The sequence below is a fragment of the Anaerolinea thermophila UNI-1 genome (assembly GCF_000199675.1).
GTDB lineage: Bacteria > Chloroflexota > Anaerolineae > Anaerolineales > Anaerolineaceae > Anaerolinea > Anaerolinea thermophila.
Genome location: NC_014960.1, coordinates 2,153,065 through 2,168,915, shown reverse-complemented (window position 1 = coordinate 2,168,915; position 15,851 = coordinate 2,153,065). Strand labels below are relative to the sequence as shown.

15 protein-coding genes are annotated in these 15,851 nt (G+C 49.8%); 5 read left to right on the top strand and 10 right to left on the bottom strand.

What is annotated here, in order from left to right; translation table 11 throughout:
* Window positions 1–15 precede the first annotated feature (15 nt).
* Both ANT_RS09680 and ANT_RS09675 read right to left on the bottom strand, forming a co-directional pair.
* The gene (locus ANT_RS09680) at window positions 16–1,974 is read right to left on the bottom strand and encodes a pilus assembly protein TadG-related protein (RefSeq protein ID WP_013560331.1); all 1,959 of its coding nucleotides are present in this window, start codon (window positions 1,972–1,974) and stop codon (window positions 16–18) included.
* A 10-nt stretch (window positions 1,975–1,984) separates the two neighbouring features.
* Window positions 1,985–2,866 (bottom strand): TadE family protein, encoded by an 882-nt coding sequence (locus ANT_RS09675; RefSeq protein ID WP_013560330.1) that lies wholly within the window; start codon window positions 2,864–2,866, stop codon window positions 1,985–1,987.
* 169 nt (window positions 2,867–3,035) lie between these two features.
* On the opposite strand from ANT_RS09675, the gene ANT_RS09670 reads away from it, so the two are divergent.
* Window positions 3,036–5,309, top strand: a complete 2,274-nt coding sequence (locus ANT_RS09670; protein ID WP_013560329.1) for a hypothetical protein — start codon at window positions 3,036–3,038, stop codon at window positions 5,307–5,309.
* Here ANT_RS09670 and ANT_RS09665 read toward each other — a convergent pair.
* From ANT_RS09665 to ANT_RS09635, 8 genes are all read right to left on the bottom strand, one after another.
* The gene (locus ANT_RS09665; RefSeq protein ID WP_013560328.1) at window positions 5,299–6,060 is read right to left on the bottom strand and encodes a hypothetical protein; all 762 of its coding nucleotides are present in this window, start codon (window positions 6,058–6,060) and stop codon (window positions 5,299–5,301) included. The genes ANT_RS09670 and ANT_RS09665 overlap by 11 nt on opposite strands.
* Window positions 6,061–6,080: 20 nt before the next feature.
* A complete protein-coding gene (gene tpiA / locus ANT_RS09660) occupies window positions 6,081–6,848 on the bottom strand; it encodes a triose-phosphate isomerase (protein ID WP_013560327.1) in 768 nt (255 codons plus the stop codon).
* 486 nt (window positions 6,849–7,334) lie between these two features.
* Window positions 7,335–7,697: a helix-turn-helix domain-containing protein gene (locus ANT_RS09655; RefSeq protein WP_013558928.1), complete on the bottom strand. Its 363-nt coding sequence runs from the start codon at window positions 7,695–7,697 to the stop codon at window positions 7,335–7,337.
* Window positions 7,698–7,761: 64 nt separating this feature from the next.
* Window positions 7,762–8,049 (bottom strand): YgiT-type zinc finger protein, encoded by a 288-nt coding sequence (locus ANT_RS09650; protein ID WP_013560326.1) that lies wholly within the window; start codon window positions 8,047–8,049, stop codon window positions 7,762–7,764.
* Window positions 8,046–8,798, bottom strand: coding sequence for a deoxyribose-phosphate aldolase (deoC, locus tag ANT_RS09645; protein ID WP_013560325.1), 753 nt, complete (start codon window positions 8,796–8,798; stop codon window positions 8,046–8,048). The genes ANT_RS09650 and deoC overlap by 4 nt, the downstream gene beginning before the upstream one ends.
* A 10-nt stretch (window positions 8,799–8,808) precedes the next feature.
* Window positions 8,809–9,405: a signal peptidase I gene (gene lepB / locus ANT_RS09640; protein WP_013560324.1), complete on the bottom strand. Its 597-nt coding sequence runs from the start codon at window positions 9,403–9,405 to the stop codon at window positions 8,809–8,811.
* Between the two features lie 81 nt (window positions 9,406–9,486).
* Complete coding sequence (locus ANT_RS17560; RefSeq protein ID WP_013560323.1) at window positions 9,487–9,777, bottom strand: hypothetical protein; 291 nt, start codon at window positions 9,775–9,777, stop codon at window positions 9,487–9,489.
* 230 nt (window positions 9,778–10,007) lie between these two features.
* Window positions 10,008–10,817 carry a transposase gene (locus ANT_RS09635; protein WP_172634560.1) on the bottom strand — a complete coding sequence of 270 codons (810 nt, stop codon included), beginning with the start codon at window positions 10,815–10,817 and terminating at the stop codon, window positions 10,008–10,010.
* Window positions 10,818–11,206: 389 nt separating this feature from the next.
* Here ANT_RS09635 and ANT_RS09630 point away from each other — a divergent pair, with 389 nt between their 5' ends.
* The 4 genes from ANT_RS09630 (at window position 11,207) to ANT_RS09615 (ending at window position 15,851) form a co-directional block, all read left to right on the top strand.
* Window positions 11,207–11,635 carry an HD domain-containing protein gene (locus ANT_RS09630; protein ID WP_013560321.1) on the top strand — a complete coding sequence of 143 codons (429 nt, stop codon included), beginning with the start codon at window positions 11,207–11,209 and terminating at the stop codon, window positions 11,633–11,635.
* 311 nt (window positions 11,636–11,946) lie between these two features.
* Window positions 11,947–12,771 (top strand): alpha/beta hydrolase, encoded by an 825-nt coding sequence (locus ANT_RS09625; RefSeq protein ID WP_197534057.1) that lies wholly within the window; start codon window positions 11,947–11,949, stop codon window positions 12,769–12,771.
* A gap of 258 nt (window positions 12,772–13,029) precedes the next feature.
* Window positions 13,030–14,562: a hypothetical protein gene (locus ANT_RS09620; protein ID WP_155818089.1), complete on the top strand. Its 1,533-nt coding sequence runs from the start codon at window positions 13,030–13,032 to the stop codon at window positions 14,560–14,562.
* Entirely contained in the window at window positions 14,559–15,851 is a 1,293-nt protein-coding gene (locus tag ANT_RS09615; RefSeq protein ID WP_013560318.1) for a hypothetical protein, read from the top strand. Before ANT_RS09620 ends, ANT_RS09615 begins: the two co-directional genes overlap by 4 nt.

The window sequence follows — 15,851 nt, the reverse complement described above, 5'->3', positions numbered from 1 at the left end:
CCACCTCACCTTCTTTTAGTGAGAAATTCTCGTGTAAATACGGCTGGCGATGTCGTCAAAGATGGCGCGCAGCGCATCCCCGCTGGGAGCATAGTAGTAGTTGCCGCAGGAACGCTTTGGCCCCACACTTGCGCACGGATCGGTGACCCGGTCCCCGTCATCGCCGACTGCCGCCATGTAGCGCAGAATTTTTTCGCCGGTATCCAGCCATGCAGGAGGATTATCCGGAGTTACCGCACCTAACCCAATGGTATAGATGGCAATATCATTACCGATAGGTTCAGTGGGATTGTAACGCGAGTCCAAAGGATTACTGCTCTGGTTAACAGTCAGGGCGGCGGCATCTGCCATGTCGCGGGCGTAATCGGCGGCCGAGTATCGCGGATCGGGAATATTGACGTGGATTGACCCTGGCGGACAGGTGTTGGAATTGGTATCAATGCAGTAGCGCGGCGAAATGTTGCGATCCACACAGAGAGGAGGCCAGAAACCGGGGTTGCCCGGGTTGAGCGAGCCCTGGCAGAAGCCGTTGGGGTATCCGGAGGGAATGCTGTTGTCGGTTCTGGGGGTATCGCTCATGTTGGCAACACCGTCAGTCAGATAGACCATCACCCACACCGAACCCGGGCGTCCAAATTGGCGCAACAGGTTGGAGGCTGTTCGGATACCACAGCCGTTGCAGGTTGAGGTTACCGATAGAGTTGCAGTAAGCGGGCCAGCGCCATCCGGATCGCGGGATGCCAGCCAGTTGCTGGCAAAATTGTGGTCGGCAATGGAAAATTCTGGATTGGAGTCCGGATTGTTATCGCCATCGGTATTCTCATCTACCCAGTTGAAAGCATCGAAAAGATTGTCATCGTCGCAGGGCACGCCACCCCAGCCGTAGGGGTCGATCGATTCATCCCAGCGGTCGGCATCCAGCAAACAGGTGTAACCCACTCTTGCTGGAGTGTCAACATCCAGTCCATCACCATCCCGGTCTTCCGGGTTGATGGGGTTGAAACGCCCGGGCACTCTCCAGGTAGGCCAGAGCCTACCATAGGGGGCATCGTCGTGCACCTTGACACTGGCAATGGCATTTTCAATTGCCACGCGGTTAATCATATTAACCAGGCCGCCCATGCGGTCCACGGCAACCGAGTCATAGGTCACCAGCCCCACGTTGTCGTAGCCTTCGTACAGGGTGCGTACCAGGGAAATGGCAGAAACTTCTGCCTGCACCAGCGGGTAGCAGGAGTTCTGCACGGTAATGCCCGCGTAAGTGGTTGGAATGGTGTTGCAATTTCCCGGAGCGTAAGGGTCGTAATCGTCGAGAGTAGTATTGTTGTACCCGGGAGATTTGAAAAAGGCACATACGCCGCTGGCATCATAACTCTGACACTCTGATGCCATGGATTCGGAAGTGTCAATCACGATCACCAGATCCACCGAAGCGGCTTCACCGACAGAATAGGTGCGCAGGTTGGCGTGGGTAATTCCCAGTAAAGAGAGGAAGTAGAAATTTGCTCGCTGGGTAGCAGAAACATACACCAGTTTGCGCGGGGAGGCGGTTTGTTGTCCCGCGCTAACCGTTGGATCGGTGCGCGGGCAGATTTTTTCAAAGAAATTGGCTACTTTTTGTTCGTCGCTATCCAGTAAACCCGCGTCAAAAAGCACGTCGCTCCCCGATTTGTAGGTGCCGTCGGTGAAGCCGTCGCCGTCATCGTCGCAAATTTGCACGTTTAAGTCCAGGGTCGAAGTATCCACGTTGTGAAGGCGGTAAATCTCCATGGCTGCGGCTTTCATTTCCAGTTCAGTCTGTCCGCGTTTGAAGTTGTTTGCAGCAGCCACTGCCGCGGCATCCGAAGCGCGTTTTAACTGCCCGTAGGTGACGTACAGCACGCCGGAGTCCACTGCCAATCCTACAAACAGCAATAATGCTACCAGTGCAACGGCGAAGATAACTAAAACCTGACCGTGTTGTCGTTGAGCCATGTAAACCTCCTCACGGATTGGAAGGGATAGGCGTTGGTGTGGGTTGTGCTGCCGGCAAGGGCATGATGGTATAGGCGTGAATCATCACCGGATTGGGAACAATGACGTTGAACAGCGGCACGTTCAGCGCCTGTTTGTAGCAGTAAAACAGTTCCACAGCCACATATCCCTTAGTCCCCGGTGCCGGCACCGGTGTACCTTGTGCGTTCAACACGCTGCTGGAGTTAATGATTTGCTGGACGCTGGCAGTGGTGTAATGCGGACGTTGCCTCACCACATTGCCCTGGCAGTCTTTTTGCCAGTTGTTATTGTGGGCGGTGTCCCAGTCGTGATTGGACAGAGCCCAAAAATACGTAATGTTGCCATTTTCATCCAGAACAGAATCCCCTGCAAAACGGGGATCCGGGTTGGACCCCGGGTGAGATCGGCTGACTGTGTTATTTCCATCCACAGTGTAAACACTGATAACTACATCATCGGTAGTCAAGTCCAGGGTAATGAATGGGTTCAGCCCATTACAAAACGGGTCATGAATCTCAGTGCTCGGATCATTATCATGGTCAAATCGGCGGTCCCAGCATATACCGCCTTCAGTTTCCTGATCGCTGGGGGGAGAGAAGATACAGGCCGTGTGAAAGTAGAAGAAGAATTGATTGCCAGAACAGTCCCAATATCCGGGCATGTCAATAAAAAACGGGTCTTTCACCGATGCAAAGCGTGCGGCTTCGCGGGTTAAGTCCAGCACATCCAGATAGCGTCCCACAAAGATAGCCACTTCCACCAGCCCTAACAACATGACCAGCAGAATGGGAAGGATCAAAGCCAATTCAACGAAGGACTGTCCCCGGCGTTTGGAGGGAGAAGGTGTTTTTTTACTGTCTGGATTTAACATGGCAAGTTCCTTGCACTGTTTTTCAAAGAGATAGATTCTCACACACTTTTAACATAAAGGACGGCGAGAAGGCTGTCAATAGAATCTTGAAAACTGTAATTTGAATGTCACAGTTTTGTAACAAAATCCAGACAATCTTATGTATAATCATCCTCACGGAAGGTGAGCCTTGTTTGACCTGCATTTTCTCCCTTTGAACCAATCTGCTGGTATCTGGCAGGCGGAATTGCCTAATTTCTATGCCACTATGCCGGTCAAGCCTGTTCGTTTGCGCGCAAACGAACGTTTGGGTTTGTTCTCTACCATTCCGCTTCCTGCTCATCAACAGCGAGAACTTCTGGAGCGGTTGAGTGCGGGGTATTACCGTTATGAAGGCACGGTGACCTCGGCCTTAAGGTCTCTGGTAGAACGATTGAATGATTTCCTGCTGTCGAGAAATTTGAAACAATCTCTGCCCTCTGCTCAGCAAACCGGAAGTTTGCTGGCAATGGTGGTGCGCGGGAGCAGCCTGTATTTCGTGGTGAGTGGAACGGCTCAGGCTTTTCTGGTGCGGAAAGAAGGCGTCCAGCACTGGTACGATGCTGCGGGACGTCCCCTGGGGCAAGCCAAAATTCCTTCTTTGCGTTTCTTCCGTGAGGAAATTCGTGAGAAAGACCTTCTCATCCTGGCACCTGAGCCGTACTGGCAACCTGAGGCTCTGATGGGCATCCATGCGCTTGGGGAGGAAGGTATTCGTCAGCGTTTGCAGGGCGACCTGGTGGACTTTTCCTGTGGGCTGGTGCGTTTTACGTCTGGAAAAGGGGAAATTCACTGGCATCTTCCTTCAGTGGTGCGACAGACACCCGTGAAACCGGACTTGGAGACCAAAGCGCCTGAACGGGAAACGTCGCTGAGTACGGAACCAGTCATAGTTCCCCAAGCCATTTCGCTGAGTGGAAAACGCTGGGAAGGAGTTTCCGGGCATTCCCCGCGTCTTGAACAGAAGGAAAGTGAAGAAAGCAGGGTTCCGGAAAAAAACAATCTTGAAAAAGGGGCGGAAGAAAAGCCTGGGACGTCTGCTCGCCCGGTGAAGCCCGGGAAACAAAAACAGAGCACGTTTGCCATGGATTGGCAACCGGTGCTCAAGGCTTTCGCGGCATTTTTACACCGTCTGGAAAAAGGTTGGGGAACAGTTCGTCAGGTATTGAGAAAATTTGGGCAGCGGGTCTTGCCTCATCCCGCTGGTGTGGAAATCAACCTTTCGCCGGGAGTCATGCTGGCAATTGCCTTGCTGGTCCCCCTTCTCATGGCAGTCGTAGGCGCCACAGTCTATCTGGAGCGGGGGAAAAATGAGCAGAATCGTGCCTATCTGGCGACTGCCCGACAGTTTGTTGCTCAGGCAGAGAGCGAGTCGGATCCGGCTTTGAAGCGCCAGAAATATCTGGAATCCCTTGAATGGTGGGAAAAATCGGGCACGTTCAAAAATTCAGAAGAGGGGCGCAATGTTTTCACCACCGCTCAGAACGGGTTGGATCAGTTGAATGGTGTGAAACGCCTGACCTTCCGCCCCGCGCTTAGGGATGGTTTGCCTCCAGAAGTTCACATCAGCCGGATGGTTGCCTATCTGAATGACGTTTATGCGCTTGATCAGACCAGTGGCCGGGTATTTCGGCTCATTCGCTCTGGAAATGACTACGAATTGGATTTGAATTTTGTGTGCGGACCTGGTATGGCGGGCGGCAGGATTATTAACCCCCTGGTGGATATTGCTCCTGCTCCACAACTGGCAAATTCAAATGCTACGGTCATGGGAATTGATTCCGCTGGTAATCTGGTGTTCTGTTCTCCGGGGGCTTCCACAATGGACTTAATGGTCTTAAGGGCGCCGGGCATGGGATGGGGCAAAATTCAGCACATCACCATGAACAACCGGACCCTGTATGTGCTTGATCCCATGTCCAACATGGTGTATGTGTATCGTGCTTCCCCGACAACCGGGTTCAGTCCCGATGACGATCCAAGTCTGTATTTTGGTAACGACACACCTCCATTGAATGAGGTTGTCGATCTGGTTGCCGATGTGGAACATCTCTATTTGCTTCATCAGGATGGGCGAATGTCCATTTGCTCACATTCCGGGTTTGAAGTGGAGTGTAATCATGTAGCAGAATACGGGGATAACCGCCCCGGCAGGTCTGGCGAAGTGGAGCGTTTCGAGGAAGTGCAATTTGTTCGCATGCAGGCTACACAGTTACCTGAGCCATTTATTTACATTCTGGATGCCAGTGAAAATGCAGTGTATCAATTCAGTCAGCGCAAGTTGAATTTCCAACAGCAATTTCGAAATGTAGAGCCTCCTCAGGTAACCTTCCCAAAGGAATCCCCCACAGCCTTTGTGGTTACCCCGAATCGTCGGCTGGTGCTTGCTTTTGGAAACGAGTTGTTTTTTGCCATTATCCAGTAATTCTGGCTTTTCCCTGAAAAACCGCTCGTAAAAGGCGAAAAGGGAACCACAATGCCAGATGCAGAACGAGGCTGATGGCAGAAATGCTAATTCCAACCTGAATGACCTGTGCGAGCAGAGGGGCAAATGTCCCCGAGAGCCATCCTCCGGCTCCTGAAAGCCATGCCAGCATCCCTAAACTTGCTCCGATGCCCAGTACAGGAAGCCAAGTTCGCCGGTCTGCTTCTGAAGGAAACATGGTGGTGCTGATGGTGAAAGTCAGGTAAAACCACAACCAGAAATCCGGTAATTCAGGAAGATGCTTCAGAAGGGACCAGAACAAATCGTTGTTGTGGGAGCGGATTGCCTCAAAAAGCGGGAGCAATCCAAGCCGACTGGCACCCAAATAGGCAACAAGAGCGCCTCCGGTTATCAAAGGGGCTGCGCCAATTAGGGCGTCCCGAAAAATGTCTGCCGGGGCAGTCTCCACTGCTCCCAGTTGGACTTTGCCGTTGGGTAAAAATCGAGGCAAAAGGGATAGTCTCCCGGTAGGCACCCGCAAAATCCATGCCATAAGCAGATGGCTCACCTCATGTACAAGCACCCCCGGAAGAAATAACAAGGCAAAAATGCCCATGGTCACTGTTGGGTGGCGGGTGATCAAAAAGAAGGTCAGTTGGATCTCACGATGCAACTGGCGCTGGAGATAAAGTAAAGGGACGGTCAGGCCAAACAACCATACCAGACCGCCCCAAAAAGAAAACCCATCCATTCCCTGAAGAAAATGGCTCTTTATGCCTTGGCTTCTGCTGCAGCCTGAACAATTGCCGCAAATTCGCCGGCTTTCAGACTGGCACCGCCTACCAGAGCGCCATCAATATCGGGCATGGCGAATAACTCGGGAGCGTTCTTGGCGGTCACCGACCCGCCGTATTGAATGCGAATCTGCCCGGCTACTTCTTGCCCGAACAGATGAGCCAAAGCCGGACGAACGACGTTCGCGTGTACTGACTGAGCAACTTCTGCTGTTGCGGCTCGCCCTGTCCCAATTGCCCAAACCGGTTCGTAGGCAATGACCAGTTTCAGCCCTTCTTCCGGCAAGAGATCTTTCAACCCTTCGGTAATTTGACGCCAAACCACCTCGGCAGTTTTTCCTGCCTCATTTTCTGCAAGAGTTTCTCCCACACATACAATGGGCGTTAATCCGGTGGAAAGTGCCGACTTGACCTTCCGATTCACAGTCTCATCAGTTTCGCCAAAATACGTACGGCGTTCGGAGTGTCCCAGAATGACATATTGGCAGAACTCGGCAACCATTTTGGGAGAGACTTCTCCAGTGAAGGCACCGGAGGCTTCCCAGTGCATGTTCTGTGCTCCCATCCCGATATTTGTTCCCTCTAACATGTGGCGGACCATCATCAGGTACGGGAAGGGAGGGCAAACAGCGCGCTCTACATGAGAAAAAGGTTCCAGAGCAGGGATCAATTCGTTTAGCAGAAGACGCGCTTCTTCGGCTGTTTTATTCATTTTCCAGTTACCGGCTACGAATTTCTTGCGCATGGATTCCTCAACGAAAAAAGAATTCTCTGGGATACCCAGACTGAAGTTTATTTTAATGCAATTTTCTATAAAAAAGTGCCCATCCATTCGGAGGGAGTGGCTAAAATACTGGGGGAATGAACTCCATGACATGAGCAGGATATGCTGGATAACGTTGTCTATATAATTGGCGAGAATTGAAGCAATACGCAAATAAACGCAAGGCGCATTCTAAGGCAAACCGACAGCGTGAGAAACAGCGGGAGGAGCGTGCTAAACGAGCCAGGTAGTGACGTAGTTCCGCATTATCCCCTTCCACAGAGTAGGTTTCTCTCTTCCCTTCCGAGACTGCGTATCGCCCGCCATGGTACCATAGCCGGTTATAGGCGTCAAAGGCATCACTGAAGTATTGTTTTGCTTTGGGAGCCTCATCTACCATCTCTTGGATGGCGCTGTCTGTGCGTTCCCAGACCACTTTCCAGGCTAAATAACAGCGCGTGTGCCGATCTACAAGGGTGATGATGTAGATCCGGTTTTTTTATGCCCGATAAAGGTGAACAGTTCGTCCATTTCCACTTCCTTAACCTCTTCAGGCAGGGGCACTTCAGAAATTCGTGCGGCGTAGGCTTGGATCCACAACGACACGGTGCGGTGATGAACCCCCAAATGACGGGCGATCCGTCGCAAGTTCATCCCATCTACATACATCTGCAAGGCTTGCTTGCGCATCTCTTCCGGGTATCCGCGCGGTTTCGGTTCAGGTGTGTATTTGTGCCCACAGCGCATACACTTGTAGCGCTGAGCGCCTGACTCGGTTCTCCCGGCTTTATTCTGTCGTTCTGTTTGTTGGCATTTTGGACAGGTTGGCATATCTCTATTCTAATCCAGAATTTTATCCACTCCCCATTCGGATGGGCACTTCAAAAGTGTTCAACTAGGGGCGGCTTGGACGTTGTCCTTTTTTATCTGTTTTTCGCTGAGGAATGCCGCGCGAGCGAGAAACCGGCCGCCCTGCATTGGGACTGAGAATCAGGCTTAACTGGTTGAGTGCCGCCGGGTCATACTCACGATGCCCGCACACATCGCAAATCCATGCAGGAAAATCCGGCACAGTAATTAATTCATCGCCCAACCAGGTAAAGTAGGTGATGAAATGCTGGTGCATTTGTCCTGCCTGGCATTGTGTGCAGGGTATGGTATAGCGTTCCAAAGAGCGTCTCATTTTTTCGATTTTGCCTCTTCCAGTTCTTTCATTATTATAACTCCAGAACTGGTGCCTAAACGATTTGCCCCGGCATGGAGCATAGCGCGGGCAATATCTAAATTACGTACCCCACCAGAGGCTTTAACGCCGGTATTCGGACCAACCACTCTGCGCATCAGTTCAATATCCTCAACGGTAGCACCTCCGGGGCCAAAACCTGTGCTGGTTTTGACGAAATCTGCGCCGGCTTTCTGGCTGAGGAGACAACCGGCAATCTTCTGTCGATGGTCCAGTAAAGCGGTTTCAAGGATGACCTTGACCAGTGCATCCTGAGCATGCGCGGCTTCTACCACACTGTAAATATCTTCCAGAACGTACTCAAATTCTCCTGCCCGTAGATGCCCGATGGGTAAGACCATGTCAATTTCCTGAGCGCCCATTTCCAGACAGGTGCGGGTTTCAAAAACTTTTACCCGTGTTGGGGTAGCCCCTAAGGGGAACCCAATCACTGTACACACTTTCACGGGGGTCCCCTGGAGAGCCCGGGCTACCTGGGAGACATAAACAGGATTGACGCAAACCGAAGCGAACTGGTATTGCTTGGCTTCCTCACACAGATGCTCGATTTGTTGCGGTGTTGCTTCGGGTTTTAAAAGCGTGTGATCAATCCATGATGAGAAGGGTTTATTGCTGCTTAATTCCTCAGGGAGTACCAGAGGAGGGAGGACTCGCTCGAATTCATCCAAGAGGGTAAGGATTTCTTTCATTTTCTTTCTCCTATGGTTGTCCTGCTGCATTGACTAATGGCGTTTGATTCAAAACACGAATCGCGCTTGGAGGCCAGTAAATCAGAATGGCTTTTCCTACAATCATCTCTTTGGGAACAAAGCCCCACGAGTGTGAGTCAAAAGACTGATTACGGTTATCACCCAGCACAAAAACCTGCCCTTCAGGCACGGTCCATTCCCCAAAGTAGGTGGCAGGTGCGGCAATATAATCTTCCTGGAGAGGTTCATTGTTGATATAAACCGTGCCATCAGCAATTCGCACTGTTTCTCCGGGCAAACCAATCACTCGTTTGATGTAATCGCTGTTAGGATTGCGGGGATAATGAAAAACAATCACATCCCCTCTCTTGATAGAACCCAGACGGTATGCCAGTTTGTTAACAATCAGCCTTTCTCCGGGTTGCAGTGTAGGTTCCATGCTGATATTCTCAACCTGTACTCTTCCAATCATCATGTCGACCAAAAAGTACAGGATCATTGCCATGACTACAGTTTGAACAATTTCCCACAGGAAATTCAGAACCGGATTTTTCTTTGGCTCTGCCGGTTGTTCTTCGGGTAATAGTTCAGTGCGAAAAGAGTCCATCTTCCTCCGCAAGGTGTTTATCCTGTTTGCGCTGATTATAAAGCCCACCTAACCCGATAGCAAGAGGCATGAATCGAATCTTCAACGTTCGCTACGGAATTCACCACTTTGGAGTAATCGAAAAACGAGAAAGAACCCCAAAACCAGTATCAAAGAGATGGACACCCCTAACCCAAACCTTGAAAGGTTGAAAGCCTTTTCTCTGGCAGGCTCCGAAGTCACTGCATTGGCTTTGGGAGAAGAAGTGATCCATGGTGTCCTTGAGGGGAACTCTTCCGTGGCGTTTGGGAGAATGCGCGACAGCGCCAGTTCCGCCATTTCGGTAGCATAACGATTGACGAACGTGGGTTGCGTTTGAGGTGTTTCAATCAAAGGAGTAGGTGTCCTTAATGAAGCAACAGGAGTGGGGGTTATGACCGTGCGACTTGGTGTGGGGGAGATTTCTCCTGAGGGGGTAGGGGAAAGGGAACCGTTTGGAGGATAGGGATAGGATTCTGTAGGTGCTTGCCCGGTCTGTTCCGGAGGATAATAGGGGGTTTCCTGCTGTAAAAGAAACGATGCCTGAATGCTCTGTTGCAAAGATAGGTTAGGAAGAGATACACCTAGCGGTGTATGTTGTAGACCAGTCCTTTGATAATCGGTTCTCGGTTTTGCAGGCTGCGTTTCCGCGAGCGGATGGCTTGCCCGAATTTGCGCTTGATGACCGAATTCACGGTTTCGGTCTTCCAGCGTTGACCATAGAGACCATCCAGGCGAGCCGCAGAGACAAGCTCGCTTCTTGCTCGTCGTTCAGGGGCCAGCAAATTTCCACCTCGCCGAACGGGTGGAATCAAGTCTTGAGGCCGGACAGTCCGACCATCGAACCCTGAATCGGCCAGCAAGACCCAAGCCCGACGTTTGGCAAACCGCCTGGCTTTGCGGCGCAGATAGCCCAGATAAGGGGCATCGCTACCTGGACCCCAGCCGGATTGCATCGCAAGGATGAATTGCGAGACAATTCCAACGGCATAAACGCCCTTCGCCCAGTGGCGATAGGCTTTTCCCGAACGGCTTTGGTAGTAAGAACTGGCCGGGCCGGGTGAGAAGCCGGTACTATCGGCAGCCACCCCTTCTTCTTCAGGCCGTCCGATTTCCTCGAGCAAGGTCTCGTTCATGCGCATCCAATCCGCTTTGCGTATCTTGGCGTAGGTACGTTGCAGGGTCGTATGATCGGGAACACGCGGTAATTCCAGCTCCTTACCAACCGCATCGCTTGCCAGCAGCCATTCTTCCATGTCGCGATAGCTGAGATTCAGGTAGAACATCAACAAAACACAGGCCCCCAACTGCGGCAACGTGAAGTGATGGGGACTCTTGGCATGTGAATACATCGGTAATGCTTGTTTGGCAAGCCGGTAGGCGATCCTCGCCACTCGGACGTATCTGCTTTCTCGTGTGGTCATACCGTATGTTTACCACATTTCAACCATGATTGCAACAGAGCAATGCCTGAATATTTGTGGTGATTAAAAAGAAGAGAACAAGGCATACCATAGAGGAAAAGATCACGTAGAAAAATTTGTTCACCAATGCACTCCAAATACAGGGAAAAAGTTTAAGTTTCAGGCGCATATAGTGTAACATCGGTTTGTTTTTCCTGTATACTCATTTGTATGCAGACGCAATTTGGTGATTCTTCCTTTCGATTTGATTGGGTAATTTCTCCCTCCCTCATTGATCAGGCATTAAAACGATTCTCTCTAGGAATGTACTCTATTCATGGTCCCTGTCTCATGATTGGGCAAGGGTATATGAGAATGGAATGCGATTAGCCCAAAGCACAGGGGCTCGTCTGGATGTTGTAGCCTTATTTGCCCTGTCCCATGATGTGTGTAGAACGAATGAGGGAATCGATCGTCAGCATGGTTTGGAAAGCGCAAAGTGGATTCAAAAATTAAATGGCAAGTACTTCCATCTTGACGAGGAGGGAATGGATTTGCTTGTTCGAGCCATTCGTTATCATTCCGATGGTCTTATTCATGAAGATGTGACTGTTCAAACCTGTTGGGATGCAGACCGTCTTGATCTGGCAAGGGTTTCCATTTTTCCTACCCCTGAGCGTTTGTGTACTACTGCTGCCAGAAATGCGGATATTCTTTCATGGGCTACAGAGCGGGCATTTAGAAAAGTTCCAGCATTTGAGACATTAAAACAGTGGGGACTTGATTTGAATACTTGCGTGGTAGAGTAGTTTGTAACCTTTTCCTGTTTTTTTACCATCACGACTAAGAGGCTTCAAAAATTTTCTAGAAGGATTTAGCCGGAAAATCCTTATCGTTTCACGTTATAATTTCATAAAAGTGTTTTCCAGAGAGGTGGAGAATGGTGTTACGGAACCAGAAACCGCGGGATGCAGGGAAGGGGTTATCTTTTGCAGGTTGGGCAGCCATTGCTGCTGGCGGGTGGATTTTATACAGCCATTTTGGCATTAACCACCGTGTACCTTTACCTGAGGCGATTCCCGCGAATAGAGAATCCTTCTTTACCAAATTGGCGGGAAGGGTGAATTATTACTTTGATCTGTCCGGCACGGGGCGTCCTGTCGTGTTGATTCACAGTATTAATGCTGCAGCGAGTGCTTATGAGGTTTCCCCATTGTTTTTGTATTTTCGTGGACAGCGTCCTGTATATGCCATAGATCTTCCCGGTTTTGGTTTTTCAGAGCGCTCTGACCGGATTTACACGCCCCAGTTGTATGAGGATACCATTGTGGATTTCCTCTCATCCCAAGTGAAACAGCCCGTAGACGTTATTGCGCTTTCACTCAGCGGTGAATTTGTCAGCCGCGCAGCGCTTTCCTATCCCGAATGGTTTAACTCCTTAACTTTGATTTCTCCAACAGGATTGGGAAAAAATTTGCTTCCAGGCATGGATTTCGCTTTTGGGGGATTTCCAATTGGGCATTTTGCTCATGCGTTATTAACGCTCCCTTTGTGGGCACGACCGTTGTTTGATTTGTTAGCCACTCGTACCAGTATTGAATTTTTCCTTAAGAAATCTTTTGTTGGTCATGTCCCTTCTGGATTTATTGAGTATGCCTATGCCAGTGCCCATCAGCCAGGGGCAGAACATGCTCCGCTTTACTTTATTACGGGAAAGTTATTTACTCCTCAAGTGCGCACTCAGGTATACGAACGGCTTAAAACCCCAGTTCTGGTACTCTATGACCGCGATCTGTATACTTCCTTTGAACGTTTACCCGATGTGTTGCTGAAAAATCCCTTCTGGCAGGCAGTCCGGATGGTACCGTCTAAAGGTTTACCTCATTTTGAACGTTTGGCTGATACGGTGGAAGTGATTGAGGGGTTCTGGAGGGGAACAAAATAACAACGCTATGATGGAGGTTTTTACAAGGCACTCTACAAAGAGTGCCTTTTTCTTTTAATCGTTTTCTATACGGTAGCATTGCTTGACAAAGAGAATTTATCAAGACTATACTGATTTAACCAAGAGGGATTTTATTTCTCACACGAAAAGGACCCCCCGATGTATCTGGGCGAACCAAACAAGAAAAGCAGGGTTTTGTTCACCATTGGTTTGGTGGGATTTTTGGTCCTTGTTTTTGTCTTAAGTTTTCAGAATGAGTTGAAAACCTTCTTTGAAGTCCTGCGGGATTGGGAAAAATTACAAGATGCTAGAGTTCGGAATTCTTTTGGAATTATCCTTTATAACTTCTTGGGCTTTTTCCTGATTGGTTTGCTCTACATGTGGATGGTTTCCTCGCAAGCCATCTTGCCTGTCCAAAATGCCAAAGAAGTGTGGCGCACTATTTGGCGTTTGTTGTTATATATTGTGCGATTACATGGGCCGGCTGTGTTTGTAAAAGATGGGAAGGTAATTAGCACCCGCGAGGATGTTCGGAGTGGACCTGGAGTCATTGTGGTGGACTTTAATTCGGCTGTGGTGTTAGAAGAAACAGTTCCACCGCCGGGGATTGGAAGAGCGCTTGAAGATTTCTTCCATCGGGTGCAGGTCCTTTTGGGATTGGCAGATCGCCCTCAATCTCCTCGGGTGTTTGGCCCTGGAATCGTTTTTATGCGAAAGCGTGAACGGATTCGCGGGACAGTGGACCTTCGGCGGCAGTTTCGGGTGATTCGTGGGGTCACTGCATATACGCGGGATGGTATTGAAGTTTATGCGAATGTCAATTGTCTGTTTACGATAGGACAACCTCCTGATATTGTAGAAGTGACTTACGAAGGAAGAGAGCGCGACGCCGATCATCTGCGGGTGATTCGTTTTGAGCGGGTAAATCACGATTATCTTCGTGTAGGTTCCATTGAGGATGAACTGGAAAGAAATGATCGCAGAGAAATCCATCATGTCTCGCATGGATTAGGTGAGAGAGATTATAAACCCTACACTCCCCTGCCACCGGTTTCCAACCAGCCAGAATTTGACCGGGAGAGGGTTTTCGCAGCGGTTTTTGCCCAAGCCCGTTCAGAGGATCGGGTGTTGCCCTGGACGGAGTTGCCGGCGCGTTTTGCGGCAAGTGTTTTCCGCGAGATTCTTTCGCAGGTGAGGTTTGATGAACTGTATCAATTACAGGGTAGGACCCCGGGAGTAGCCAATTACCGCACCAGACTTCGCAATACGGTCAGAAACAATGGTTTGCTTTCTTATCGTATGGTCTTTCTCAAGAACGGAGAGCCCTTCCAAAAAAGGCGGGTGTATCACGTTTCGGAAATTGTGGTGAGTGAGGTTTTCCCCCTGATGAATCCCAAACTGCTCAGGGATCGCGGAATTAAGGTCATCAGCAGTAACTTTGGGGATATCAATCCGGTCAACGAAGCCATTTACCATCATCGCCTGGAGTCGTGGCGTGCTCCCTGGCAAAGAGATACTGCTATTCGGACTGCCAGTCTGGAATTTGAAGCCATGCGTATTCTGGGAAGAGCGCGCGCAAAAGCGCAGGTAGATCTGGCCACACACCTCAAGGAAATTTTTGAATCGGGGGATTTACCCGATGAAGTGATTGCTGTGCGCTTACTGCGTTCTCTGGAAACCTCAGCGTCAGATCCCAAAACCCGCCAATTGCTTCCTCCTCATACGCTGGAGATTTTACGGCTCTTACAGGGGAAAATCGGTGGAGAAAGGGATCGGGAGGGCAGCAGATGAACCAAACCCGTCCACAGCGGAGTTATCAAGTTCAGCACCGCATATCGGGGTTGTTAAGGATTTTTGCCCTGTTCCTGTTGATAATTGTGTTTCTGTTCTTTGCAGGAATGTTTTTTGAACCAGAGTTGAAGGAAATGGTTCAAAATTTCTGGAATGCCCCTCTGGTTGAGTTTTTCCGAATAGCCCTCAATCCGCATACAGCGCGCTACATGATTACTGCACTCTCAGTTTTAGTATTTGTGACATTAGCGGCTGGTTCGTATGTGAGAGATATTTACGCTCTTCCCCGACTGCGTCAGGGTGTTCGTTATGTGATTTCTTCCCTGTTTGCCCTGTTTGTTCCGCGGATTATCGTGGATGGTGGGGAAAAGAAACTTGAAAAAAATGAGGTGAACTTAATTGATGTGATTGGTGGACCTGGGCATGTCATTATTCAGCCGGGTAATGCAGTCATGTTTAAGGAATTGAGGCGCCCCTCCACGATTTCAATTCGTGAAAGTTATTATTTGCGTCCATTCGAAACCATTGGACAAATAGTCAACCTGGATGAACAGCAAGATTCCCGTTCCGATATCCCTGCGATTTCGCGGGACGGCATTCGGCTTACGATCAGGGATATTCAATTTCGATACCGCTTGTTCCCGGAACTTCAATATGGGCGTCCAAAAAAACGTACCATTGACGATCCTTACCCATTCGATGAGAGGGCGTTATGGAATTCAGCCTATAACCTGCCGGTGACGGATTCGGGACCCGATAGTTGGAAAACAGTGGTGGGCCGAGCCGTGGTGGGCGGAATCACCGATTTCATCAGTGAACACGATATTGATTATCTGACGGCACCCAGGGAAGCGGGTATTGATCCCCGCAGGGAGATTCGTTACTCACTCCTGCATGGTCCAACTAAGAATTCTTTGAGAAATAATGGGGCAGAGTTGGTCTGGGTGGATATAGGCCATTTTGAAATTGATCCCGCGGTAGATGAACAGAGAACGGATTATTGGGCGGCAGATTGGTTAGGAAATGCTCAGGTTCAGCGGGCTTATGGCGAGGCAAAGCGTCAAATGTTTTTGGAAATGGGGAGGGCGGAGGCTCATGCTGAGATGGTAATTGCTCTCACTGAGGCATTAAAGGATGTAAATTGGGGTCAAGAACCGGCAGAGACAATTCGAAAATTGCTGGTTTTGAAAACTGCAGAAATCATTGAGAATTGGGTGAATTCCAGGCAAAAGCCTGGAAATAACCAGGACCAAAAAACCTCCTTTTTTGAGGATATTTTAGGAGAATAA

Bases quoted from the DNA above. Each gene is read 5' to 3' on its own strand.
- ANT_RS09680 (WP_013560331.1), bottom strand. From the start codon at position 1,974: ATGGCTCAACGACAACACGGTCAGGTTTTAGTTATCTTCGCCGTTGCA.
- ANT_RS09675 (WP_013560330.1), bottom strand. From the start codon at position 2,866: ATGTTAAATCCAGACAGTAAAAAAACACCTTCTCCCTCCAAACGCCGG.
- ANT_RS09665 (WP_013560328.1), bottom strand. From the start codon at position 6,060: ATGGATGGGTTTTCTTTTTGGGGCGGTCTGGTATGGTTGTTTGGCCTG.
- tpiA (WP_013560327.1), bottom strand. From the start codon at position 6,848: ATGCGCAAGAAATTCGTAGCCGGTAACTGGAAAATGAATAAAACAGCC.
- ANT_RS09655 (WP_013558928.1), bottom strand. From the start codon at position 7,697: ATGCCAACCTGTCCAAAATGCCAACAAACAGAACGACAGAATAAAGCC.
- ANT_RS09650 (WP_013560326.1), bottom strand. From the start codon at position 8,049: ATGAGACGCTCTTTGGAACGCTATACCATACCCTGCACACAATGCCAG.
- deoC (WP_013560325.1), bottom strand. From the start codon at position 8,798: ATGAAAGAAATCCTTACCCTCTTGGATGAATTCGAGCGAGTCCTCCCT.
- lepB (WP_013560324.1), bottom strand. From the start codon at position 9,405: ATGGACTCTTTTCGCACTGAACTATTACCCGAAGAACAACCGGCAGAG.
- ANT_RS09630 (WP_013560321.1), top strand. From the start codon at position 11,207: ATGCGATTAGCCCAAAGCACAGGGGCTCGTCTGGATGTTGTAGCCTTA.
- ANT_RS09615 (WP_013560318.1), top strand. From the start codon at position 14,559: ATGAACCAAACCCGTCCACAGCGGAGTTATCAAGTTCAGCACCGCATA.